This is a genomic window from Streptosporangium sp. NPDC002607 (assembly GCF_053592655.1).
On the sequence record NZ_JBSFWD010000083.1, the window covers coordinates 1 to 22,771 of the forward strand.

Annotated in this window: 18 protein-coding genes and 1 pseudogene; 12 read left to right on the forward strand and 7 right to left on the reverse strand. The window is 68.8% G+C overall.

The window, feature by feature from the left end; translation table 11 throughout:
- Window positions 1–138 precede the first annotated feature (138 nt).
- Window positions 139–4,830, forward strand: coding sequence for an acyltransferase domain-containing protein (locus ACWD3H_RS44440; RefSeq protein ID WP_451959317.1), 4,692 nt, complete (start codon window positions 139–141; stop codon window positions 4,828–4,830).
- Window positions 4,831–4,843: 13 nt separating this feature from the next.
- Complete coding sequence (locus ACWD3H_RS44445; protein WP_451959318.1) at window positions 4,844–6,550, forward strand: carboxymuconolactone decarboxylase family protein; 1,707 nt, start codon at window positions 4,844–4,846, stop codon at window positions 6,548–6,550.
- 189 nt (window positions 6,551–6,739) lie between these two features.
- Here ACWD3H_RS44445 and ACWD3H_RS44450 read toward each other — a convergent pair whose 3' ends face one another.
- A complete protein-coding gene (locus ACWD3H_RS44450; protein WP_451959319.1) occupies window positions 6,740–7,228 on the reverse strand; it encodes a hypothetical protein in 489 nt (162 codons plus the stop codon).
- A 131-nt stretch (window positions 7,229–7,359) separates the two neighbouring features.
- On the opposite strand from ACWD3H_RS44450, the gene ACWD3H_RS44455 reads away from it, so the two are divergent.
- Together ACWD3H_RS44455 and ACWD3H_RS44460 are read left to right on the forward strand one after the other, a co-directional pair.
- Window positions 7,360–8,511 carry a sensor histidine kinase gene (locus ACWD3H_RS44455; protein WP_451959320.1) on the forward strand — a complete coding sequence of 384 codons (1,152 nt, stop codon included), beginning with the start codon at window positions 7,360–7,362 and terminating at the stop codon, window positions 8,509–8,511.
- Window positions 8,508–9,176 carry a response regulator gene (locus tag ACWD3H_RS44460; RefSeq protein ID WP_451959321.1) on the forward strand — a complete coding sequence of 223 codons (669 nt, stop codon included), beginning with the start codon at window positions 8,508–8,510 and terminating at the stop codon, window positions 9,174–9,176. Before ACWD3H_RS44455 ends, ACWD3H_RS44460 begins: the two co-directional genes overlap by 4 nt.
- Window positions 9,177–9,191: 15 nt before the next feature.
- Here ACWD3H_RS44460 and ACWD3H_RS44465 read toward each other — a convergent pair.
- Together ACWD3H_RS44465 and ACWD3H_RS44470 are read right to left on the reverse strand one after the other, a co-directional pair.
- Window positions 9,192–9,320 (reverse strand): annotated as a pseudogene (locus ACWD3H_RS44465) (IS3 family transposase); the annotation flags it as partial.
- A gap of 280 nt (window positions 9,321–9,600) precedes the next feature.
- Entirely contained in the window at window positions 9,601–10,782 is a 1,182-nt protein-coding gene (locus tag ACWD3H_RS44470; protein ID WP_451959322.1) for an acyl-CoA dehydrogenase family protein, read from the reverse strand.
- A 70-nt stretch (window positions 10,783–10,852) separates the two neighbouring features.
- Between ACWD3H_RS44470 and ACWD3H_RS44475 the strand changes: the two genes are divergently transcribed.
- A complete protein-coding gene (locus ACWD3H_RS44475; protein ID WP_451959323.1) occupies window positions 10,853–11,467 on the forward strand; it encodes a TetR/AcrR family transcriptional regulator in 615 nt (204 codons plus the stop codon).
- Window positions 11,464–12,591: a CaiB/BaiF CoA transferase family protein gene (locus ACWD3H_RS44480; protein WP_451959324.1), complete on the forward strand. Its 1,128-nt coding sequence runs from the start codon at window positions 11,464–11,466 to the stop codon at window positions 12,589–12,591. The genes ACWD3H_RS44475 and ACWD3H_RS44480 overlap by 4 nt, the downstream gene beginning before the upstream one ends.
- Before the next feature lie 22 nt (window positions 12,592–12,613).
- On the opposite strand, the gene ACWD3H_RS44485 is transcribed toward ACWD3H_RS44480, so the two are convergent.
- Genes ACWD3H_RS44485 through ACWD3H_RS44500 form a run of 4 tightly spaced genes read right to left on the reverse strand, consistent with a single transcriptional unit; the run spans window position 12,614 to window position 16,359 of the window.
- Window positions 12,614–13,597: an LLM class flavin-dependent oxidoreductase gene (locus ACWD3H_RS44485; RefSeq protein ID WP_355556372.1), complete on the reverse strand. Its 984-nt coding sequence runs from the start codon at window positions 13,595–13,597 to the stop codon at window positions 12,614–12,616.
- Window positions 13,594–14,676 carry a CaiB/BaiF CoA transferase family protein gene (locus tag ACWD3H_RS44490; protein ID WP_451959325.1) on the reverse strand — a complete coding sequence of 361 codons (1,083 nt, stop codon included), beginning with the start codon at window positions 14,674–14,676 and terminating at the stop codon, window positions 13,594–13,596. The genes ACWD3H_RS44485 and ACWD3H_RS44490 overlap by 4 nt, the downstream gene beginning before the upstream one ends.
- On the reverse strand, window positions 14,673–15,491 hold the full coding sequence (locus ACWD3H_RS44495; RefSeq protein WP_355556378.1) for an enoyl-CoA hydratase/isomerase family protein: 819 nt from the start codon (window positions 15,489–15,491) through the stop codon (window positions 14,673–14,675). The genes ACWD3H_RS44490 and ACWD3H_RS44495 overlap by 4 nt, the downstream gene beginning before the upstream one ends.
- A gap of 49 nt (window positions 15,492–15,540) precedes the next feature.
- A complete protein-coding gene (locus tag ACWD3H_RS44500; RefSeq protein WP_451959326.1) occupies window positions 15,541–16,359 on the reverse strand; it encodes a FadR/GntR family transcriptional regulator in 819 nt (272 codons plus the stop codon).
- A 125-nt stretch (window positions 16,360–16,484) separates the two neighbouring features.
- On the opposite strand from ACWD3H_RS44500, the gene ACWD3H_RS44505 reads away from it, so the two are divergent.
- The 6 genes from ACWD3H_RS44505 (at window position 16,485) to ACWD3H_RS44530 (ending at window position 22,733) form a co-directional block, all read left to right on the forward strand.
- On the forward strand, window positions 16,485–17,990 hold the full coding sequence (locus ACWD3H_RS44505) for a class I adenylate-forming enzyme family protein (RefSeq protein ID WP_451959327.1): 1,506 nt from the start codon (window positions 16,485–16,487) through the stop codon (window positions 17,988–17,990).
- A gap of 62 nt (window positions 17,991–18,052) precedes the next feature.
- Window positions 18,053–18,856, forward strand: a complete 804-nt coding sequence (locus tag ACWD3H_RS44510) for an enoyl-CoA hydratase/isomerase family protein (RefSeq protein WP_355556387.1) — start codon at window positions 18,053–18,055, stop codon at window positions 18,854–18,856.
- The gene (locus ACWD3H_RS44515; protein ID WP_451959328.1) at window positions 18,853–20,049 is read left to right on the forward strand and encodes an ABC transporter substrate-binding protein; all 1,197 of its coding nucleotides are present in this window, start codon (window positions 18,853–18,855) and stop codon (window positions 20,047–20,049) included. The genes ACWD3H_RS44510 and ACWD3H_RS44515 overlap by 4 nt, the downstream gene beginning before the upstream one ends.
- A gap of 31 nt (window positions 20,050–20,080) precedes the next feature.
- Window positions 20,081–20,950 (forward strand): branched-chain amino acid ABC transporter permease, encoded by an 870-nt coding sequence (locus ACWD3H_RS44520; RefSeq protein WP_451959329.1) that lies wholly within the window; start codon window positions 20,081–20,083, stop codon window positions 20,948–20,950.
- The gene (locus ACWD3H_RS44525) at window positions 20,947–21,993 is read left to right on the forward strand and encodes a branched-chain amino acid ABC transporter permease (protein ID WP_451959330.1); all 1,047 of its coding nucleotides are present in this window, start codon (window positions 20,947–20,949) and stop codon (window positions 21,991–21,993) included. Before ACWD3H_RS44520 ends, ACWD3H_RS44525 begins: the two co-directional genes overlap by 4 nt.
- Window positions 21,993–22,733: an ABC transporter ATP-binding protein gene (locus ACWD3H_RS44530; protein WP_355556400.1), complete on the forward strand. Its 741-nt coding sequence runs from the start codon at window positions 21,993–21,995 to the stop codon at window positions 22,731–22,733. The genes ACWD3H_RS44525 and ACWD3H_RS44530 overlap by 1 nt, the downstream gene beginning before the upstream one ends.
- Window positions 22,734–22,771 lie beyond the last annotated feature (38 nt).

Genomic DNA, 22,771 nt, shown 5'->3' on the forward strand with positions numbered 1-22,771 from the left:
GTGGAGGTGTTGCGGGGCCGCGGCGGCGAGGTGCCGGCGTTGCTGCGAGGGCTGGCACCGGCGAGGCGACCGGTCCGGGTGGCCGCCGGTGGCGGCGAAGACGCGGGTGAACGCCGGCCCCTGCACAGCAAGGACGCCTTGGCTGAGTTGGTACGCCACCAGATCGCGGCTGTCCTCGGCCACGCGGACGGTGTGAACATCGGTGGTGACCGCGCCTTCAAGGACCTGGGCTTCGACTCGCTCACTACTGTGGAGTTGCGCAACGGCCTGGCGAAACGCATCGGACTGGCGCTACCCGCGACCGTGGTGTTCGACCATCCGACGGCTGATGAGCTGATTACCCATCTCTGGTCGCGGATCCACGGCGCCGCTCCGGACATCAGCCAGCCTCAGGCGAGGGTCGACCACGACGACCCGGTCGCCATTGTCGGTATGGCGTGCCGTTTTCCAGGGGGAATCGATACTCCTGAGCAACTGTGGCAGTTGCTGGCCGATGGAGGTGAAGTGCTGTCCTCTTTCCCTGAGGACCGCGGCTGGGATCTGACGACCTTGGTGAGCCGCAGTGCCACTACATCCGGCGGGTTCCTCACCGGAGTCGCTGACTTCGACCCGGGATTCTTCAGGATAAACCACCGTGAGGCCCTGGCGATGGACCCCCAGCAGCGACTGCTGTTGGAGACTTCGTGGGAGGCACTGGAACAAGCCGGCATCGTGCCCGCGACCCTGCGTGGTAGTGACGTGGGCGTGTTCATTGGCACCAACGGCCAGGACTACCCGACGCTGCTGGCCCAGTCTGAAGGTGACTTCGGTGGCTACGCCGGCATTGGCAGCGCGGCGAGCGTGGCGTCTGGGCGGCTTGCTTACACGTATGGCTTCACCGGTCCGGCGCTCACCGTGGACACCGCGTGCTCCTCGGCGCTGGTCGCCCTGCATCTGGCCGCTCGGTCACTCCGGTCCGGGGAGTGCTCGCTCGCCCTGGTCAGCGGCGTCACAGTGATGACGACGCCAGAATTGTTCGTCGAGTTAACCCGGCAAGGAGTGCTGTCCGGCGACGGGCGTTGCAAGGCTTTCGCTGACGCGGCCGACGGGACAGGGTGGGCTGAAGGCGTGGGCATGCTTGTGGTCGAGCGGCTGTCGGACGCGCGGGCGAAGGGCCATGAGGTGTTGGCAGTGCTCCGGGGCAGTGCCATCAACCAGGATGGCGCCTCGAACGGGCTCACCGCACCGAACGGCGTCGCGCAGCAACGTGTCATTCGCCAGGCGTTGGCCTCCAGCGGCCTGTCCGTGTCCGATGTGGACGTTGTAGAGGCACACGGCACCGGAACCAGGCTGGGAGACCCGATTGAGGCCGACGCGTTGCTGTCGACCTACGGTCAGGACCGGGACCGGCCGTTGTGGCTCGGTTCGGTGAAGTCGAATCTGGGGCACACCCAAGCGGCCGCGGGTGTGGCAGGCATAGTGAAGCTGATCCTCGCCATGCGGCACGGGATTCTTCCGCGGACGCTACATGTGGACGAGCCTTCGTCTCGGGTGGACTGGTCGGCCGGTTCGGTCAGGCTGGCGGCCGATGCGGTGCCGTGGGCGACCAACGGGGGTCCACGACGTGGTGCGGTGTCCGCCTTCGGAATCAGCGGGACCAACGCACACGTCATTCTTGAAGAAGGCGAACAGTCCGGGAATCCGCCCAGCCGAGGGAAGCTGCCCTGGTTGCTGTCTGGCCGCACCGCCGATGCCCTTGGCGCACAGGCGGAACGCCTCCTGGCGGCCGACCCTGACTCGCGTGTGGCTCGACCGCTTGCGGTGTCTCGCACGCACTTCGAGTACCGTGCGGCGGTGCTGGACGGCAACCTTGACGCCCTCGCCGCTCTCGCGAGAGGCGAAGACCATGAGTTGGTTGTCCGTGGTGTGGTTGAGAAGCCGGTGGTACCGACGATCGTGTTCGCCGGCGCGACCGCGTGCACGGAGATGGGCCGTGAGCTGGCTCAGTTCCCGGTGTTCGCGGCAGCGCCGGCCGAGATCGGCGGCCGGTTCGGGGAGGAAAGTGGTTTCGCGTTCGAGGTGGCGTTGTTCAGGTTGCTGGAGTCCTGGGGAGTGAGGGCGGAAGTCCGCGGCCATTCGGGTGGCGAGGTCGCCGCCGCGTATGTGGCCGGGGCGTTGTCGCTGGATGACGCCTACGAACTGGTCATCGCCAAGGCCCAGGACCCTCGTGCCGCTGAATACCGGGTCCGGCCGTTCGGGCAGGACGACGTCGTTGTCGAACCGGGGACCTGCGGTTCACTGTCCAGCTTGGTCAACGCGCTGGCAGGACTCCATGTGCGCGGCGTCGCGGTGGACTGGGCAGCCGTGATTCCGGGCGGGCGGTGCGCCGTGCCCACATATGCCTTCCAACGGCAGCGGTTCTGGCCGCGGGTGGCCCACCACACCATGCCCCCCAGCCCCATCGAAGCCGATGCCCGGACCGAGCCACTGTCGGCGTTGGATCTCGTCCGGACCGAGGTGGCCAGGGCCCTGGGCCTGCCTGGTATGCAAGCGGTGGCGCCGGACAGTGAGTTCACCCGCCTCGGCCTGGACTCGTTGACCTTGATTGACCTGCGCGCCAGGCTGCGCGCCCGCACCGGCAAGAAGATCGAAGCGAGCGCGGTGTTCCGGCATCCGACCTCTGCGGCTCTCGCCCGCTATCTGGACGAACTCGACCAGGGGCCGCAGGCCGAGCCGGGTGTGGAGGACGCGGCGCCGGTGCCGGGTGTGATGCCGTGCGTGATCTCGGGCAGGTCGGGTGAGGCGTTGCGGGCGTGGGCGGGCCGTCTGGCGGTGTATGTGGAGGAGGGTAACGAGCTGGGGCCGGCCGATGTGGCGTTCTCGCTGGCCACGTCGCGGTCGGCGTTCGAACATCGGGCGGTGGTGGTCGGCGGGGATCGCGAGGAGTTGCTGGCGGGGTTGGCCGCGGTCGCTTCCGGCGACTCGGCGGCGGGTGTGGTGCGGGGTGTGGCCGATGTGGATGGCCGGATGGTGTGGGTGTTCCCGGGTCAGGGGGCGCAGTGGGTGGGGATGGGGGCGCGGCTGCTGGAGGAGTCGCCGGTGTTCGCCCGCCGGATGGCGGAGTGTGCGGCGGCGTTGGAGCCGTTCGTGCAGTGGTCGTTGCTGGATGTGGTCCGGCAGGTGGAGGGTGCTCCGGGGCTGGATCGGGTGGATGTGGTGCAGCCGGTGTCGTTCGCGGTGATGGTGTCGTTGGCGGCGGTGTGGGAGTCGCTGGGGGTTCGTCCGGACGCGGTGGTGGGGCATTCGCAGGGCGAGATCGCGGCGGCGGTGGTGGCGGGTGGTCTGTCGGTGCAGGACGGTGCCCGGGTGGTGGCGTTGCGCAGCCGCCTGATCGGTGAACGGCTGTCCGGGCATGGGGTGATGCTGTCGGTGATGGCGCCGGTGGAGCAGGTGCGCGCGGCGCTGGCCGAGGATGATCTGCTGGATCGGATCTCGATCGCCGCGGTCAACGGGCCCCGGGTGGTCACCGTCGCCGGTGACGGGGAGGCCGTGCGGGTGCTGGAGCGGCGGTTGTCGGCCGAGGGTGTCATGCGCTGGCAGTTGGCCGGTGCGGACTTCGCCGCGCATTCGCCGCAGGTCGAGCGGTTCCGTGACGATCTGCTGGTGGACCTGGCGGAGGTGGCGCCGCGTGCGGCGCGGGTGCCGATGCTGTCGACGGCGACCGGGCAGTGGCTCGACGGCACGGAGCTGGACGCCGGCTACTGGTATGAGAACGTGCGGCGCACGGTGGAGTTCGCGCCGGCCATCGGGCTGTTGCTGGAGGAGCGGTATCGGGCGTTCATCGAGGTCGGCCCGCATCCGCTGCTGACGTTGGGGATCGAGCAGGCGGTGGACGAGGCGGGGGTCACCGCGGTGGTCGCCGGGACGTTGCGCCGCGACGAGGGTGGCATGGACAGGGTGGTGCTTTCGGCGGCCGAGCTGTTCGTCCGCGGGGTCGCGGTGGACACTGCGCCAAGCGCGCCACAGAGCCCGCCGGACGTCATCGCGCGCCTGCACCGGCAGTCGGTCGACGCTGGTTTGCTGGACCAGGCGGACGCATTGCTGCGCGGGGTGGCCGAAGTGCGCGAGAAGTCGGCCGAGCCGCCGGCCCTCCGTCTGACACCGTTGAGGGACAGTGGAACCGGGCGTCAGCTGGTCTGTGTCGCGCCCATCGTTCCCACCACCGGCGAGCATGTCTACCATGGTCTGGCCACCGCTCTTGGCGGCCAGTGGGATGTCAGCGTGGTCACGCCTGGCGGGTTCACCGCCGGCGAGCTGTTGCCCAGCTCACGGACCGTGTTGATCGAGCAACTGGCGACCGCGGTCGTGGACCGCACCGTGGCGGGTCCGCTTGTCCTGCTCGGGACATCTTCGGGCGGGTTGCTCGCCCACGAGGTCGCCGCCTGGCTTGACGATCGCGGCCTTGCCGTCGACGCGGTTGTCCTGCTGGATACCCACTTGCTCGACTCGAAAGCCACTGAGGTGTTGCGGCCCAGGCTGTGGCCGGCGTTGCATGCCCGGGAATCGGTGGTCGACGGGCTCGACTGGATCCGATTGTCGGCCACCTCCTGGTATTTGGACCTGTTGTCGTCGTGGCGTCCTCGGCCGACACGAGTGCCCTCGCTGCTGGTGCGCGCGTCTGCGCCGCTGGGCACCGTGCACGACGACGCTTGGCGATCGACGCTGCCCGGGATGACCGACGTCATCGACGGCCCCGGCGACCATCTGTCGATGCTCGAGCAGCACATTGTGGAGACCGGTGGCCGCGTGGCGGACTGGCTCGAACGCATGGTGTTGAACAAAAGGCAGTGAGAGGTAGGTAGACATGTACTACGAGCACCTGAGCGAGTCCGTGTGGATCGCCTATGACGGAACCACTCGCAACGCGACGTACGTGCGGGGTGACATGAGCGGGGGTATGCTCGTCGGCACTCTCGACAGCGCGGACGCCACGAGACAGTTGCTCAGTTACGGCGATGGCGCGGCGAAGGTGGTGGTGCTCACCGACACCGACTCCGGGCAGCACATCCCGGACTACGCCACGACACTCACCTCGGTGGAGACGGCGACGGCACTCGCCAGGTGCCCGCTGCTCGACGCCGTCGAGGTGGAGCGGGGTTCTCCACTCGATGCCTATCTCGGGAGATCCCAGCGCACACACGGAATCGCGGCTCGGCGATTAACACCTGATCAAACCTTCAGCGGTGCGGCCGACCTCAAACTCGGCCACACACTTGTCGAGGTTCAGGACATCGGGCGCGCCTACAGCACCGCTGACACGATCGTGTGGCTTCCTGACGAGGCGGTGCTGATCACAGGTGCCGCTGTCGTCAACGGTGTGCATCCCGCGTCGTGGTCGGGCTCGATCGAGCTGTGGCGTGCGGCTTGCGTCCAGCTCGCGGCGCTACGGCCGACTGTAGTGGTTCCCGGGTACGGGCCGGTCACCGATATCACCGGGATCATCGATCTGCGGGACTATCTCGAGCACCTGCACAGCGAGGCGGAAGTGCGCTACCGCAAGGGAATGCCGGTCGAGGAAGCCGTCGCCGAACTGCCACTCGGCCGCTGGGACCAGTGGGACTGCCGGGAGAACCTGGCGATCACGTTGGCCACCGTCTACGACTCCCTGGGCGACAGCACCGACCGCACGGTCACCGGCGTCCTGACCACCGCCGCCGAGATCGCCGAGGGCATCCGCCGACGGCCGCGGATCGCACCCGTCGCCCCCGGTGAGCGTGACCAGGAAACACTGGACGCGTTGGGCCTCATCGAAGGGGAGAACTCGATCTTCGAGCTGCACCGTGTGAACATCCCGAACATTCTCACCACCTTTGTACGGCACACCAAGCTGTACAAGGAGAGCGTGCCCCTCGCCCGTGGCGTGATCGACGGCGTCCTACCGCCACGACACCGCGAATTGGCGATCTTGCGCGGCGCGTGGGCGTGTTCGGCGATCTACCAGTGGAATCACCACTACCTTGTCGCCCTCAGCGTCGGCCTCACCCGAGAGGAGATCGACCTCATTTCCCGGGACATCTCCCTCGGACCATGGACCCGGCACGAGCAGGCGGTGCTGACCGCTGTGGACGAACTGCACACCGAGTCAGTGGTTTCCGACCACACCTGGGAGACCCTGTCGGAAACCTACGGCGAACGTGAACTGATCGAACTCGTCACCCTGATCGGCGAATACCACAAGGTCTCCTTCGCGCTGAATAGCTGGGGCGTCCCCCTCGAACCGTGGATGGGCCCTTACCGCATCCCCTCCGGCTGGCGCACCGCCCAGCACGGCCGAGCCACTCCCTTGGACGATGTCTCACGCGGTGAGCTTGGCGAGTTTCCGGTAGCAGGTCAGCGTGGCGGAGAGGCCGAGGAAGGCGAGGAGGCGGCTGCCCTTGCGTCAGGACCGGACGGGGAGACGGCGGTAGCCGAACAGCCAGGCAAGGGACCTTTCAATCTTCCACCGGCACCCCGCCCGCATGCGGTGTGGTCGCTGGATAGGCCCGCAGCAGCTCACGACGCCGGGCGTTGACTCTCTCACGATCCCATGGCGACTCCGACAGGAAGAACCCCAGCCGCCACGCCACCGTATTCCGGGCCCAGACGACGGGCTCGGCCCCGGCCAGGCAGGTCGGCGTCTTGTCGCGCTCACGCGGTAGCAGCAGCCCAGCCAGATACTCGCGAAACCCGCGCCGCTGCCCGAACGCGGAGAATCAGGTACTCAGGACGCCCTGGAAGTTGAAGGAATGACTCTGCTGAGTCCCCAGGCGATCAGGCCGGTGATCGCTCCGACGATGACGCCGGTGAAGAGACTGCTGATCGCGGCGAACAGTCGCAGGATGACGGACTGCGTCGCCGGGTTGAGATCGCTCAGGTTCCCGCCGAGTGCGGGCGGGTTGCCGCCGAAGCCGGCGTCCCAGAGCAACTGGTGTCCCGCGGTAAGGAAGACGCCATAGAACAGGCCCACGACGAGCAGGGTGAGGAAGGGGCTGGGCACTCGTTTCCAGAGGGCGACCCCGATCCAGATCATCGGTGGTACGAAGACGAACAGGGCGTTCACGAAGGTGCCCTGGTGGATGATGTCCAGGTCGTGAAGCACGACCCGGGGCGCCGCGAGAAGAGCGAGCCCGATTACCGCGATCATGGGCAGCCCGAGAACCGGGCGTCTCGGGGCGGGCGGCCGAGGTGGTGGGGTGTGCTGATGGGTCATGGCCGCACGCTAGGGAGCGCCATGGGCGCGGCACATCCGTATCCGATCTCGATGCCGTACGTCCAGAGGCGACCCCCGGTGTCGCTTCACGCGGGCCGCGGAGCCGCCGAGGAGCACCCTAGGGTGGATCCATGGTCGACGAGCGGGCACGAAGGAGACTCCCATCCTGGGCCGTCGACGCCCTGATCGGTGCGGGCGTCAGCCTCACCGTGTCGGTCGTGATCTCCGCCGACCAGGGAGGACGGCACGGTCCGGACGCGATCGCGTACCTGTGGGCGGTAGGTCTTGGCGCGCTGATGCCGGCCCGCCGGCGCTACCCGGTGATCGTGCTCGCCGTCAGCACGCTGGGACTGTTCGCCTACTACGCCGCCGGCTATCCGGCTGTCGGGGTCGCCGTCCCGGTCGCCGCGGCGTTGTTCTCGGCGGCCGAGTTCGGCAGGCTCGTCCATGCCGTTGTCACCGCTGCCGTCGTGGTCGCGGTCTCGCTGTTCTTCCGCCTGGTCGAGGGCCAGGATTTCTCGTTCGTCGTCGGCTATGAACTGGCCGGACACATCCTGCTCATGGCCGCGGCGATCGCCCTGGGAGACGGCCTGAGATCGAGACGGACCGCACAGGCGGGAGCGAGGCGGATCGCCGAGCTCACCGCCCAGCGGTATCGGCAGGAAGCGGACGCGCGCGTTCACGCCGAACGCCTGGCCATCGCGCGGGATCTGCACGACTCGATCGGTCACACGACCTCCGTCATCTCCCTGCACGCCGATGTCGCCCGCGAGTCGCTCGGTCACGACGAGACGCAGACCCGCGCGGCTCTCGACCTGATCAGGTCCACCGCCACGCGCACGATGAGCGAGCTGCGCAGAACCGTCGCTCTGCTCCGTGCGCCGGCTGAGAACCCGAGATCGGTCGTCTCGCTGTCGAGCATCGACACACTCCGTGAAACGGCCGCGGCCGCGGGAACCAGCATCGACATCGACATGCGCGTCACCGCTCAGTTGCCCGCGACGGTCGACGCCGCGGCGTTCCGAATCGTTCAGGAGGCGGTCACCAACATCGTCAGGCACTCGTGCGGTACCCACGCCCGCGTCACCGCGTACGACGACGGCACCCTGCTTCACGTGTCGGTGACCGATGACGGTGCGGACCCGGGCGGCGATACCGGGCACGGGCACGGGATCGCCGGGATGCGCGAGCGAGCCGAGGCGCTTGGCGGCACCCTGACAGCCGGACCCGGAACCACGGGATTCACCGTCCGATCCGTCCTCCCGCTGGAGCAACCGTCATGATCAGCGTGATCGTCGTCGACGACCAGGAGCTCGTACGTGCGGGCCTGCGCACACTCCTTGAGAACGATCCGGAGATCACCGTTGTCGGCGAGGCGTCCGACGGCCGCGCCGCGCTCTCCCGTGTCCGGGAGCTGCACCCCGACATCGTGCTGATGGACATCCGGATGCCCGGCATGGACGGGCTTGAGGCGACGGCCGCGATCCGCGCCGACGATTCGCTGGCGGGCTCGCGGGTCCTGATCCTCACCACGTTCGACGAGGACGACGACATCATCGAGGCCGTCACTCTCGGCGCGGCCGGCTACCTCCTCAAGGACACGCCGTCCGACGACCTCCGGAAGGCGGTGCACACGGCCGCGGCGGGCGGAAACCTCCTCTCGCCCACGATCGCCCGGCGCGTCATGGAACACCTCGCCCGAGCCCCGAAACCGCCAGAACCAGACCCGCGACTGGCCGCCCTGACCGAGCGAGAACTGACCGTCCTCACTCGGGTCGGTCACGGAGACACCAACGCCGAGATCGCCGCGGCGCTCTTCATCAGCCCGGCGACCGTACGCACCTACGTCAGCCGGATCCTGACCAAGCTCGATGCCCGGGACCGCACGGCACTGGCCGTCATCGCCCACCGCTCCGGGCTGAGCACCGGCGAAGACGCCCACAATTAGCTCACCTGTCAGGCGGACGATGGTGCAGCGGGCCACCACGATGTGCTCGCGATGCAACTGCCGCCAGACCTTCCGGATCCCGTGGACACCGTAGTTGTCCCGATGGACCCGGCTGATGTGGGCTTTGAGTTCCCCAGCGCGCACGGTGCGGGCGCTGGGCCGGCGGTTGGTGGCGGCATAGATCGCTTCAACTCAACACCACAGCGGAGAGATCGGCGGGGTGGACGGAGGAGAGGCTTCCGCCGCGCTTCCCGATCGGCGTGCGAACTGCTTTGACGACGACCGTGTCTCTGTTCACGGTTGCTCCTTCAGATGGGGCCGGTCGTTAGCGAGGCGCCATCCGGAGGGTGCCGTCCATGCGGATCACTTCACCGTTGAGACAGTCGTGATGGATGATCGCCAGCGCGAGCCGGGCGTACTTCCATCAGTCCTGCTCCTTGCTGTAGGTGGTGATCGTTCCGCCGATGTTCCCGGCGAGCGCGCGGCCGATGACCAGGCGCTGGATCTGGTTGGTCCCCTCGAAGATCTGCATGACCTTCGCCTCGCGCATGTAGCGCTCGACCGGGAAGTCTCGGGTGTAGCCGTAGCCGCCGAGGACCTGCACGGCGTCGGTCGTCACCTTCATGGCGTTGTCGGTGGCGACCATCTTGGCGATGGACGCCTCCCGGCTGAACGGGTGCCCCTGATCCTTCAGACGCGCGGCGTGCAGCGTCATCGCGCGGGAGCTCTGGACGGCCGCCTCCATGTCGGCGAGCAGGAACGCGAGGCCCTGGTGCTCGATGATCGGTTTTCCGAAGGTCTCCCGCTCCTTCGCGTACTCCACGGCCTGGTCGAGTGCCCCTTGGGCCAGGCCGGTGGCGACCGCCGCGATTCCCAGCCGGCCGGAGTCGAGGCCGGCCAGTGCGATCTTGAGGCCATCACCCTCCTCGCCGATCCTGCGCCAGGCGGGAACACGGACGTGGTCCAGCCGCATGGTGGCGGTCGCGGATCCGGTCAGGCCCATCTTGCGCTCGGGCGGGTCCGCGCTCAGGCCTTCCGCGTCGGCCGGGACCAGGAAGCAGGAGATGCCCTTGCGATCGTCGGAGGTCCGCGCCATCACCTGGTAGAAGTCGGCATGCCCACCGTGGGTCGTCCATGCCTTCGCGCCGTCGAGCACGTAGTCGTCCCCGTCCCGGACGGCGCGGGTCCTCATGGCGGCGGGATCAGAGCCCGCGTGCGACTCGCTCAGGCAGTACGCGCCGAGGAGGTCGCCGCCGAGCATGTCGGGCAGCCACGCCCGCCGCTGCTCTTCCGTGCCGAAGTCGACGAGCCCGAAGCACGCCAGGGTATGCACGCTGGCGCCGACGCCGATGCTCGACCAGATCGCCGCGATCTCCTCAAGGACCTGCAGGTACACCTCGTACGGCTGGCCTCCGCCGCCGCACTCCTCGGGGTAGGGGAGGCCGAGGAGGCCGACCGCGCCGAGGGTCCTGAAGACCTCGCGCGGGAACTCCTCGTCGGCCTCGGCCCGGGCGGCCCGGGGCGCGAGTTCCTTGCCGGCGAGGTCCCGGACGAGGTTGATCAGGTCGGCGCTCTCGCCGGTGGGCATGACACGTGATGCGGGCATGGACAATCCTCCGAGAACCAGAATGAGTACCACAGTATCAGCTCTGGTACTCTGTCATAGGGTCGGCGTCATGCCACTTCCAGGGAAGGCTCGCGCGCGCCGCGAGGAGATGCTGGTTCAGCTCCGGGAGCTGTTCCTGACCGAGGGATTCTCTTCGTTCAACATTGGAGATCTGGCGGAACGGTTGCGGTGTTCGAGAACCACCTTGTACGCCGTGGCGCCAAGCAAGGAGCAGATCGTTGTCGCGGCCGTGCGCTCGTTCTTCAAGACCGCGGCGGAACATATCGAGGCCCGGGTCGCGGCCTCCGATGATCCGGCGAGGCGGCTGGCGATCTACCTGGAGGCCGTCGCCGCGGAACTTCAGCCGGCCTCGGCCAGGTTCTTCGCGGATGTGGCCGACTTCGGTCCGGCCAACGACGTGTACCAGGAGAACACTCAGTACGCGGCTCGGCGGGTCCAGGCCCTCGTGACCGAGGGGGTGAAGGCCGGAGCGCTGCGCCCGGTTCACGCGTCGTTCGTGGGGGCCGCCGCGGCCCAGGTCATGGGCGCGATCCAGCGCGGGACGATCCAGGCGACCACCGGGCTCGACGCCGCCGAAGCGTACCGCCAACTCGCCGACCTGGTCATGACCAGCCTGACGGCCGATCCGAAGGAGCCGACCAACATGCGGAGGACAACACCGTGACCACTGATACCGGCAGGGGCGGTCCGCTGACGGGCTTGCGCGTCCTGGAACTCGCCGGGCTGGGGCCGGCTCCGCACGCGGCCATGGTGCTCGCGGATCTCGGCGCAGACGTGGTCCGGGTGGAACGGCCGAAGGGACGGGCGCTGCAACTCGGGAACCCCGGCGAGACCGATGTCGTGCTGCGCGGCCGGCACTCGATCACCGTCGACCTGAAGGAGCCGGAAGGGCGAGCTCTCATCCTGGCTCTCGCGGAGCGCGCCGACGTCATGATCGAGGGCTTGCGGCCCGGAGTGGTGGAGCGGCTCGGAGTCGGGCCGGAGGAGTGCCTGGAGCGCAACCCCCGGCTGGTCTTCGGGCGGATCACGGGATGGGGTCAGGACGGGCCATGGTCCCGGGACGTCGGACACGACATCAACTACATCGGGCTGACCGGCGCGCTGCACGCCATGGGCCGAGCCGGCCAGGCGCCGGCTCCCCCGCTCAACGTCGTCGGCGACTTCGGCGGCGGATCCATGCTGCTGCTGGTCGGCGTGCTGGCCGCGCTCTGGGAACGCGCGCTGTCGGGAAGGGGGCAGGTAGTCGATGCCGCGATGGTCGACGGGACCGCGCTGCTGAGCCAGATGACCATGGCACTTCGCGGCATGGGAGAGTGGCGCGATCAGCGGCAGAGCAATCTGCTTGACGGCGGTGCCCCGTTCTACGACACCTACGCGTGCGCTGACCAGCGGTATATAGCGGTGGGTGCGCTGGAACCCCAGTTCTTCTCGGCACTGCTGGACGGGCTGGGCATCGACGCGAACGAACTCGGGGAGCAGAACGACCGGGAGTGCTGGCCGGAGATGAGAAGGCGCTTCACGGCCATGTTCGCGACTCGCACGCGCGAGGAGTGGGCCGCGCGTTTCGCGGGCACCGAAGCGTGCGTCACACCCGTGCTCACCTTCGCCGAGGCGGCCGAGCATCCACATCTGGCGGCACGCGGCACGTACCTCGAGGTGGACGGTGTGGTTCAGTCGGCGCCCGCGCCGAGGTTCTCCAGAACTCCCAACGCGCCGCCGGCGCGGGTCGACGGCCGGGCGCTGACCGCGGCGGAGATCCTCGGGCGGTGGGCGCAGCCGGTGCGCTGAGCCCGAGGACTTCGACCGGTTCCTAGTTCGAGTCCGGATGCGCGACAGCGTCCTCGACCTGCTCGGCCAGCAGTTCGGCGAGTCTGGCGACCCGTTCGACGGCCTCGACCGCCTCGGCTGCCGGAACCGAAATACTCAGCCGGGTCGCGCCGGCGGCGACGTAGTCCGCCAGCCATGCGGCGATCTGGGACTCCTCGCCCACGCCACACAGGTGGAGCAGGCGAGGGGCCGCAGGGCCGAACCAACGACCGAGGCTCGACTCCAGTTCTTGCCTGGACTGGCCTGCGGACGCGCACCAGACATTGAGCCCGAACCAGTCCGGAGCAGGACGGCCCAAGGCCGCCGTACGCCGGACGATCTCCCGACGTGTCTCGCGATACCGACGAGGCGTGCACAGCAATCCCAGCCAGCCGGACCCGTAGGCGGCCGCGCGCTCGATGGCCGCCTCCCCGGACCCGGCGACCACCAGGGGCGGAGCGGGAGCCGTCGTCGCGATCGACGCCTGCTCCAGGTCGAAGTGGGCGCCGTGGTGGTCGACCACCTCGCCGCGCATGAGCCGGGTCAGCACGTCGAGACTCTCGTTGAGGCGCTTTCCGCGGCTTCGGGGATCGACGCCGCAGTTGGAGACCTCCCTGGGGTCGTCGCCGCCGGCCCCGACGGCGAGGACGAGACGTCCGGGTGCGAACGAGGTCACGGTGGCGAGCTGCCGCGCGGCAACAAGCGGGTGCCGCAGCGCCAGCTGGAAGGCGCCGACGACCACGTGGAGCTCGGGTCCGGCCGTCAAGAGTGCCGTCGCCGCGACGAGACCATCGATACCCTGGCCTCCCCGATAGCTGACGTGATCACCCACCGACACATGGTCAAGGCCGGCGTCGTGGACGGACTGAGCGAACAGCGCGAGATCGGTGGCGGGCGCGGTGAGCAGGTCCGGCTGTATCGCGATCCCCACCGCGCAGGCCCTGCGCGGCGAGGAGGAAAGCGTCGAGGTCGTTCCCACGGTCGTCATCGGTTCGCCTGAACCGGATCGAGGCCATAGAGCTCGTTGTGCTCGCCCAGCGCCGGGGCATCGGGACACGCCGTGATGGCCTGGCCGTCGAAGAGCAGCGGCTGCCGGACGGACCGGTGACCTGATGAGAGGTCTAGCAGCAGCCGGCGCGCCTTGACCTGCGGGTCGTCGAGCACGTCCGGGACACGGCGAACGTGGCCGCAGCTGACACCCCGTCGCTCCAACCGGCCGATGACGTCACCGGACTGCCGCGCGGCGAGCGCGCGGGACAGGAGCGTTCGCAACTGGTCGGCGCGACTCTCCCGTTCGTCGGTGGAGAGGCCGCCCAGGTCACCCAGCCCCAGCTCGTCGCAGAGTGCGGCCCACTGCCGGTCCTCCCCGGCGATCGCGAGCGTCACTGCACCACCGTCCCCGCACCGGAACATCCCGTACGCCGGTTCCCGAGGCGGATAACCCGTGGTCTCGTCGCCCTCCAGGTGTCCCCCCATCCGTACCGCCTGCCAGGCCACCAGGCAGTCGAGCATGGAGACATCGACGTGCGACCCACCGCGAGCCTGACGTGCGAGCAGGCCACTCAGCACCCCGATGACGGCGAAGGCTCCCGCCACGAGATCGGCGGTCGGAACCACGCCGGCGCCGTCCTGAGCCCCGTCCAGCAACCCTGCCCGCCCCTGCACGGTGAGGTCGTGGCTGCCGAATTCACGATCCGGCCCGCTCTGGCCGTAGCTCGACACCGACACGACCACCAGGTCCGGGAAATCCAGCCGAAGCCGCTCCGGGGAGAGGCCCAGCCGTTCCAGAACGCCGGGCCGGAAGCCCTCGATCAGGACATCGGCGTCGGCCAGCATGGACCGGAGGGCCGCCTGCCCCGGCACCGTCTTGAGATCGAGCGCGATGGACCGCTTGTTGCGGTTCAACGCGCGGAAGAGGGCCGGATGACGCCGGGTGGGATCACCGGTCGGCCGCTCGACCATGGTCACCTGCGCGCCGAGGTCGGCCAGCACCATGGTGGCGAAGGGCCCGGGGTACTGCTCGGCCAGGCTGACGACAGCGATCCCCGCCAGAGGTCCGGAACTCATCCGACTGTCCACCGAGGCTCACGGCGCTCGGCGAACGCGCGGGGGCCCTCGATGAAATCCGGATGCGACCAATGGGACCGCACCAGCGACCAGCCGTACTCGGCGGCCTGCGAATAGGGCATCTCGGTCGACGCCCACACGGCCTGCTGGGAGAGGGACACGGCCTGTGGCGAGTTGGCGGCGATGTCCCGGGCGATCTGCAGCGCCGTCTCCATGAGCTGATCGGGCGCGGTCAGCTCGTCGACCAGACCGAGCTGATACGCCCGTGCCGCGGGCAGCCGGAAGTTACGTCCCTGGAGCGTCATGCGGAGGGCAGTGCCGAGTGGGAGCCGCCTGGCCAGGCCGGTGTTCTCGATGCCCCCCACCTGCCCCACGTTCACGTGGCTGTCGAGGAACTCCGCGTGCTCGACGGCGACCACGATGTCGCTGTCCACGACGAAGTGGAGGCCGGCGCCCGCCACCAACCCGTTGACCGCGCAGATGACGGGCTTCCAGACCCGGTTCTGGCGGGAGGTGAAGTGCAGTTCGTCGGTGATGTTGCCGCTGCCCATGGCGACCTGCCCGCTCTCCGCGACGGAGTCGACGTCGACCCCGGTGCAGAAGTGTCTGCCGCCCGCGCCCGTGATGATCACGCAACGGATGTCGTTGTTCATCCGCACCTCCTCCCAGACGGCGCGGAAGCTCGGGAACATCGACACGGTGATCGAGTTGCCCCGGGTGGGACGGTTCAGGGTGATGCGCGCGATGCCGTCGGCGACGTCGAACAGCAGATCGGCATCGGCATCCTCGGGCAGGTCACCGAACGGCACAGGCATGGGAACTCCTGGGTGATTCTCTGGGGTGATTCTGGGTGGTACGGACCGGTCACCGGCCGCCGGCCGCCCTGGAGTGCGTCAGGGGCGTGACCGGAAGGTCCCGCCGCTCCTCCAGGACGTGGTGGTGCAACGCCAGGGAGTGGGCGCGCATCAGCGTCGTCGCCTGGTGCCGGTCGCCTGCCGCGATGGCCGCGATGATCATGCGGTGCGTCTGGAGCACGCGACGCTGCTGCTCCAGCGCGGGGTAACTGGAGGTGATGGCGACGACGTCGGCCCACTCCAGCTCCTGGGTCGACCAGAGGCCCGCCAGGGCTCCGGCCGTCAACGTGAGCGTCGCGTTGCCGCACAGCTGGACGAGCCTCTCGTGGAACTCCCGGCCCACGAGGGTGAACTGGTGGGCGACACCGAGCGCGCGTTCCTGCTTGTCCACCAGGTCGTTGAGCTGCGGGACGACCTCGTGGTGCCGGTCGGGGCGGGACGCCGCGACGCCGGCGCAGAGTGGCTCGATCTCGCTGATGGCGTCGGCCAGGTCGCCGACGGTGACCTCGTTGAAGCGGAGCAGAAGTCCCAGGCTGTAGGTGGTGCCGATCTGGGAGGGCGCGTGAACCACCGCCCCGCCCTGGTTCCCACGACGCACCGACACGAGCCCTTCGGCCTCCAGGATGCGCAGCGCCTCCCGGTAGGACGGCCGGCTCACGTTGAGCTCGCGCATCATCTCCTCCTGCCTCGGCAGGAGCGAGCCCTCCGGCAGTTCCCCGCTGATGATCCTGTTCCGGATCGCATCCGCCACCATCTCCGCGATGGCGGGCTGTGCCATCTGCGGAAGGGTTCCGGCAGTCTGCCGGACCAGGTCGGAGTCGCTGCTCACGCAGCCTCCTTCGGCTTTCCTCAGTCTTCCACCGTCACGGAAACTTACTGTACAAAGATAACACAGATCGCTGTTTGTAGCTGACCAGTCAGGAGACGATGATGACGACTGAAGGTTGCACTCCGATGACCTTCGCGCACGCGTTCTGGCAACGCTCCCGCGAGCGCCCCGACCAGCCGGCACTCGCCATCTCCGAGGTACGGCTCTCCTACCGTGAGCTCTACCACCGCGCCGAGGTGGTGGGCCGGGCGCTTCGCGAACTCGGGGTCGAGCGCGGCGATCGGGTGGCGGTGCTCGCGCCGAACCGGCTCGAAGTGGCGCTGCTCATGGTGGCCGCGGGCACGGCCGGCGTCGCCGTCGCGCCGGTGAACTGGCGGCTCTCGGCCGAGGCGGCCGCGGCGGTGGTGGCGGACCTCGCGCCGAAGGCGGTCTTCGCGATCGGCGCGTTCGCCGAGGTGGCGCGGGCCGCCACGGACGTGCCGGTGGTGGACCTGGATGACGGGGACCCCCGGTGGCTGGGGCTCGGCCCCGGCGACGGGATCGACCCGCACGCGGTCCGCGGCACCGACCTGATCGCCATCATGTCCACCAGCGGATCGACCGGGCGGCCCAAGGGGGTGGCGATCTCCCAGCACGCGATGGTGTCCCGCGCGCTGGTGCTCCACGCCGAACTGGGCGTCCAGCCCTCCGACGCCTTCATCGGCTGGGCGCCGCTCTTCCACATCTCCTCGTCCGACTACCTGTACGCCACCCTCGTCCTGGGCGGCACTTTCGTACTCCTGGAACGCTTCGACGCGGAAGTCATCGCGAATGAGCTGGTCAACCGCGAGGTGGGCTGGCTCTTCCTGATTCCCGGCGTGATCGACGAGGTGCTCGGCGCGCTGGGGGACCGGCGCCCCCGCTCGCTCAGATGCGCGGGCGCGATGGCGGACCTGGTCCCCGCCGAACAGCTCCGTGAAGCCGAGCGCCGGTTGGGCGCGCCCTACCTGAACACCTTCGGAAGTACCGAAGCGGGCCTGGTCCCCGGCGCTTCGGCGGTCACCTGGGCCGGGGGCCGGCCACTTCTCGACAAGCGTCCAACGCTGTTCTGCCAGCACCGGGTGGTGGACGCCGACGGCAGGGACGTCGACCCCGGCTCGGCCGGTGAGCTGTGGCTGCGCGGTCCGACGCTGTTCAGCGGATACTGGTCGGCCGGCGGCCTGTCGAGGGCGGAGTTCACCGACGGCTGGTTCAGGACCGGCGACCTGGTCCGGAGCGGGGACGGCGGCGCGCTCGCCTTCGTGGAGCGGCGCGGACGCATGTTCAAGTGCGGCGGCGAGAACGTGTACCCCGCCACGATCGAGCGAGCCCTGCTGAGCCACGCCGCCATTGTCGAGGCGACCGTCGTACCGGCTCCGCACCCGCGGTTCGGGCAGGTGCCTGCGGCTTACGTGGCATTGGCGAATCCGGCCGACGTACCCGAGGTGGTGGAGGCCGCGACGGCGACGCTGGCCCGCTTCGAACGCCCTCAGGCGGTGCACGTCCTGACGGCGGAGGAGTTCCCCAGAGGCGTGACCGGCAAGGTGGAGCGCGACCTGCTCGGCCCCGCGCACCCGGTCTGCGGGCCCGGCTGCTTCACCACCAACCGTTGACTATCTTCTAAAAGATAGCTTAGATAGCCGTCACCAACCTCACAAGCCAGGGGAGTCGCATCGTGATATCCAGGCCGTCGTCGACCTTCGTCCATGTCGAGGTGGCGGATCGTGTCGCGTGGCTGACGCTCGACCGCCCGCGGGCGAAGAACGCCCTCAACCGCGAGATGTACGCGGCGGTGCGCGACGTGGCTCGCGCCGTGCGCACCGACACGTCGATCGACGCCCTCGTCGTCCAGGGGTCGGCAGGAGCCTTCGCCGTAGGGGGCGACCTCAAGGAGATGCTGGCGTTGCTCGCGTCCGCGAACCCCGCGGCGATCCTGTCCTACGAGGACGATCTGCCGTTCGAGGCGCTGCGGCAGGTTCCGAAGCCGACCATCGCGGTCATCGACGGCCTGTGCATGGGCGGCGGTCTCACCCTGGCCATGATGTGCGACCTGCGCCTGGCGACCGCGACGTCCACCTTCGCCATCCCGGAAGCCCGGGTGGGGATCGTGGACGGGCACCTCCCGCGCCTGCTCCGGGGGCGGGTTCCGGACGCCGTGCTACGTCGCTGGATGTACACGGGTGCGCCGTTCACGGCCGAGGAGGCCATGCGTGCCGGACTGCTGTCCGAGGTCGCCGAGGACGCCGGCGACCTGGACGGCCGGGTTCGCACCCTCCTCGGCCAGCTCAAGGAATCCTCGCAGGCGGCCATCGCGAAGCTGAAGTCGATCTTCAACGAGGCGATGCCACTGCCGTCCATGAGTGATGCCTACGACTCGCTCCTGAGCGAGGAAGCACGACTTCATCTCCAAAGGTTCGGGGCGAGAGTGAAGCCGGATGTCCCACAAGTTCCACAAGGTGATGAAGGGATCGACCAGTGATTCACAAGAAGACGAGGACCGCTGCCGCGGTGGTGGGCGGCCTCGCGGCGGCGATGATTCTGGCGGGTTGCGGCGGCGCAGCCGAATCCTCGTCCGGTGACTACCCCATCGGGATGTCCATGGACCTGTCCGGCGCGATCTCCTTCAACGGCAAGCCGGCAGCGGCCGGATTCCAGGCCTACGTCGCCGACCTCAACAGCCGGGGCGGGGTGAACGGCAAGAAGATCGACCTCAAGGTCCTCGACGACGGCTCCGACGTCGCCAAGGGCCGGGCCAACGTCCAGCAGTTCGTGTCCGAGAAGCGGCTGGCCACGTTCGGCTTCATCCTCTCCAACCTCAGCCTGGCCACCCTGCCCCTGGCCACCCAGAACCACATGCCGATCGTCGGCCTGGGCGGGCCGGCCAGCCTCTTCGACCCGATCCAGTCCTACTACTTCTCCTACGAGCTCAGGGCGGAGCGCCTGGAGTCGGCCATCCTGAACTACCTCGCCACGCGCGCGCAGGAGGACGGGATCGAGAAGCCGCGAATCGCCGTCTTCTCCGTCGACACGCCCTCCAACCGCGACATGGTGAAACTCGCGACGCAGGACATCACCGGTCGTGGCTGGGAGGTCGCGACAGTCCAGTACATGCCCGTCGCACCCACCGACGTGACCGCGCAGGCGTCCGAGATCAAGGCAAGCCGTCCCGACTACGTCCTGATGAGTCACAACGACGCCGGATCACTCGTCGCGGTGCGCGGTCTGCGCGCGCAGGGCGTCGACGTGCTCGTGGTGAACCAGTGGGCCGGCTCGGCTGACGCCACCCTGAAGCAGCTCGGCGACAAGTACGCGGCGTTCCGTACCTACGCGAGCCCGACCGAGAGCGGGATTCCCGCCGTCGACGCGATGAAGGCGGCGGCGACCAAGGCCGGCGAGGCGAAGAACATGACCAACCCGTACTTCACGCAGGGCTGGGTCGCCGGTTCTCTGCTGGAGAAGACCCTCCAGGCTTGCGGCGCGGAATGTTCGACCGGGCAGAGCTTTCGGGACGCCCTGGAGAAGCTCGGCGAGATCGACACGAACGGCCTTTCCGGGCCGCTCCAGGTGAGCGCCGAGAGCCACGAGCTGGTGAAGACCGTGCGCTTCTTCACCTGGGACCAGAGCGCCGACCAGGCCAAGCCGCTGACGGACTGGGTCAAGGCCGTCTCATGATCGTTTTTTCCCCGCCGCGGAGGGTCCGCCGATGCTGACCCTCCTGCTCGGCGCGCTGACGCTCTCCGCCATCTACGCCCTGGTGGGCTTCGCCTGGGTGCTGCTCCGGCGCACCAACGGCATCCTCAACCTGGCCACCGGCGCCCAGCTGGCGCTCGGCGCGTTCATCTTCAACCAGTACGCCACCAGCTGGGAGTTGCCGTGGCCGGTGGTGGTGCTCGGCACCCTGGCCACCGTCGCCGCCCTCGGCGCCGTGACGCACTGGGTGATCTTCAGGAAGCTGTCGGGACAGCCCGAGTTCGCGCTGGTAGTGGCCACGCTGGGCCTGGCGAGCGCGCTCAAGGGCGTCAGCTCGCTCACCTGGGGCACCGAGGCGCGCGTCATGCGGGAACCGGTGCCGAGCCAGGTCATCACCTTCGGCGATGACATGTCGACCACGCTCTACGGCCTGTGCGGGCTCGGGGCCGCCGTCCTGGTGTTCGCCGCGGCGCACACCTTCTTCAAGTTCTCCTCCGTCGGGATCCGGATGCGGGCCGCGGCCGAGAACCCCGTGCTGTCCGCACAGGGCGGCATCGCCGTCGACTGGGTCTACGTCCTGGGCTGGGCGATGGCGCTCACCGCGGCGGCCGTCGCGGGGATCATGTACGCCTACCAGACCGCACTGAGTTTCCACGGCGTGGAGGCGCTCGGCATGCGAGGTCTCGCCCCGGCGCTGATCGGCGGCCTCACCAGCATCCGGGGAGTGATTCCCGGCGCCCTGATCGTGGGCCTGGCCGAGACGTTCGGCACCAAGTTCTTCGGCGGACCGGTGCAGGACGTGGCCGCCTGGATCGTCATCCTCGTGGTGCTGCTGATCCGGCCCCAGGGATTGTTCGGAGACAAGCAGGTGCAGCGGGTATGACGACGGTACGGACCCTCTTCAACGCCGCCGCGACCACGAGCGAAGGGCGGGGCCCCGCGCTGCGGCGCATCGCGGTCCTGGCCCTGATCTGCATCCTGCCGATCGCCCTGCGCGACTACCAGCTCTCCCTGGTGACCACCGCCCTGATCGCGGCACTGGGCGCGCTCGCCCTGACGCTGGTCACCGGGTTCGTCGGCCTGGTGACCGCGGGAAACAGCGCGCTGCTGGCGCTCGGCGCGTACGGGGCGGCGATCGGAGCGGTGCAGCTGGAGCTGCCCTTCCTGGTCGTGCTCGTCGGATCGGTGCTGGTCGGCGCCGTGGTCGGGCTCCTCGCGGGCCTGCCGGCGCTCCGGGTGTCGGGGATCTACCTGGCCATCGCCACCCTCGCCCTGCACTTCATCCTCATCTTCGTCTTCAACGAGTACCAGACCCGGGCGGTGGGGTCGGCGGGATTCTTCCTCCCGACGGCCTCGATCGGCGGGCTGACCATTGACACGGCCATCAAGTGGTACGTCGTGCTCGTCGTGGTGGTGCTCGCCACCTGGCGTCTGGTCGAGAACCTCAAGAAGAGCAAGTTCGGTCGCGCGTGGATGCTGATCAGGGACACGCCGCTGGCGGCGGCGAGCCAGGGGATCTCACTGCCGGCCTACAAGCTAGCGGCCTTCGTGGTCTCCTCCGCGATCATCTCGATGTCGGGAACGTTCCTCGCGTACTTCCAGCAGGCGGTCTACATCGAGAACTTCACGCTGGAGCTGGCGATCCAGTACATCGCGATGATCATCATCGGCGGTATGGGGTCAAGTGGCGGAGCCATCGCCGGTGCATGCTTCGTCGTCCTCCTGCCCCCCCTGCTGTCACGAGCCATCGCGCTGCTGCCCTCCGACGCCGTGGTGGCGGGGTTCCTCCAGCAGAACCTGGGCGACTTCCAACTGATCATCTACGGCACCCTGGTCGTCGTGTTCCTGGTCTGGCGCCCGGACGGGTTGGCCGGTCTCGGCCGGAGGATGGCGACCATGCGGCTGCCGTCCCGGAAGGAGGCCTGATGAACGGCCCGTTGCTGGAGGTCCGGTCCCTCACCGTCTCCTATGGCGGTGACAGCGTCGCGGTGGACGGGGTGGACCTGGTCGTGCACGAGGGCGAGGTCTGTCTTGTGCTGGGCGCGAACGGGGCGGGCAAGACGTCTCTGCTCCGGGGGATCGGCGGGTTCGCGTCGAGCGAGTCGGGGCGGGTGCGCGGCGGACGGGTGATGTTCGCCGGCGCAGACGTCACGGGCCTGTCGCCGCGCGCCATGGCCAAGCGTGGACTGGTGCTCGTCCCGGAGGAGGCCAAGGTCTTCGCGAGCCTCACGGTTGACGAGAATCTCCGGGCCGTCCCCATGACCGGTGGCAGGGCGGCGCGGCGGACGCTGGTCGACCAGGTCACCTCGATGTTCCCGTTCATCGCCGAGCGGCTGAGCCTGCCCGCCGGGCAGCTCAGCGGCGGGGAGCGGCAACTGCTGGGCATCGCGCGGTCGCTGCTGCTGAAGCCGCGGCTGCTGATGGTGGACGAGGCTTCGCTGGGCCTGTCGCCGATCGCCGTCGAAATGGTCTTCGACATGCTGCGCTCGGTGGTGGCGTCCTGGGGGACGACCCTGCTGGTGGTCGAGCAGAACGTCCGCGCCGCGCAGAGCATCTCGGACAACGCGTACGTGATGGAGACCGGGGCGGTGGTGCTGAGCGGCCCCGCGCGCGACGTGCTCGGCAGCGAGCGGGTACGGCAGACCTATCTCGGACTGGAGGTGTGAGAACGATGTCGGCGGAAGCGGGGAACATGTCCCCCGGC

Excerpts from the sequence above, each read along its gene's own strand:
- ACWD3H_RS44460 (WP_451959321.1), top strand. The coding sequence starts at position 8,508 with ATGATCAGCGTGATCGTCGTCGACGACCAGGAGCTCGTACGTGCGGGC.
- ACWD3H_RS44525 (WP_451959330.1), top strand. The coding sequence starts at position 20,947 with ATGACGACGGTACGGACCCTCTTCAACGCCGCCGCGACCACGAGCGAA.
- ACWD3H_RS44475 (WP_451959323.1), top strand. The coding sequence starts at position 10,853 with ATGCCACTTCCAGGGAAGGCTCGCGCGCGCCGCGAGGAGATGCTGGTT.
- ACWD3H_RS44495 (WP_355556378.1), bottom strand. The coding sequence starts at position 15,491 with ATGCCTGTGCCGTTCGGTGACCTGCCCGAGGATGCCGATGCCGATCTG.
- ACWD3H_RS44530 (WP_355556400.1), top strand. The coding sequence starts at position 21,993 with ATGAACGGCCCGTTGCTGGAGGTCCGGTCCCTCACCGTCTCCTATGGC.
- ACWD3H_RS44455 (WP_451959320.1), top strand. The coding sequence starts at position 7,360 with ATGGTCGACGAGCGGGCACGAAGGAGACTCCCATCCTGGGCCGTCGAC.
- ACWD3H_RS44470 (WP_451959322.1), bottom strand. The coding sequence starts at position 10,782 with ATGCCCGCATCACGTGTCATGCCCACCGGCGAGAGCGCCGACCTGATC.
- ACWD3H_RS44445 (WP_451959318.1), top strand. The coding sequence starts at position 4,844 with ATGTACTACGAGCACCTGAGCGAGTCCGTGTGGATCGCCTATGACGGA.
- ACWD3H_RS44490 (WP_451959325.1), bottom strand. The coding sequence starts at position 14,676 with ATGAGTTCCGGACCTCTGGCGGGGATCGCTGTCGTCAGCCTGGCCGAG.
- ACWD3H_RS44485 (WP_355556372.1), bottom strand. The coding sequence starts at position 13,597 with ATGACGACCGTGGGAACGACCTCGACGCTTTCCTCCTCGCCGCGCAGG.
- ACWD3H_RS44520 (WP_451959329.1), top strand. The coding sequence starts at position 20,081 with ATGCTGACCCTCCTGCTCGGCGCGCTGACGCTCTCCGCCATCTACGCC.
- ACWD3H_RS44450 (WP_451959319.1), bottom strand. The coding sequence starts at position 7,228 with ATGACCCATCAGCACACCCCACCACCTCGGCCGCCCGCCCCGAGACGC.
- ACWD3H_RS44505 (WP_451959327.1), top strand. The coding sequence starts at position 16,485 with ATGACCTTCGCGCACGCGTTCTGGCAACGCTCCCGCGAGCGCCCCGAC.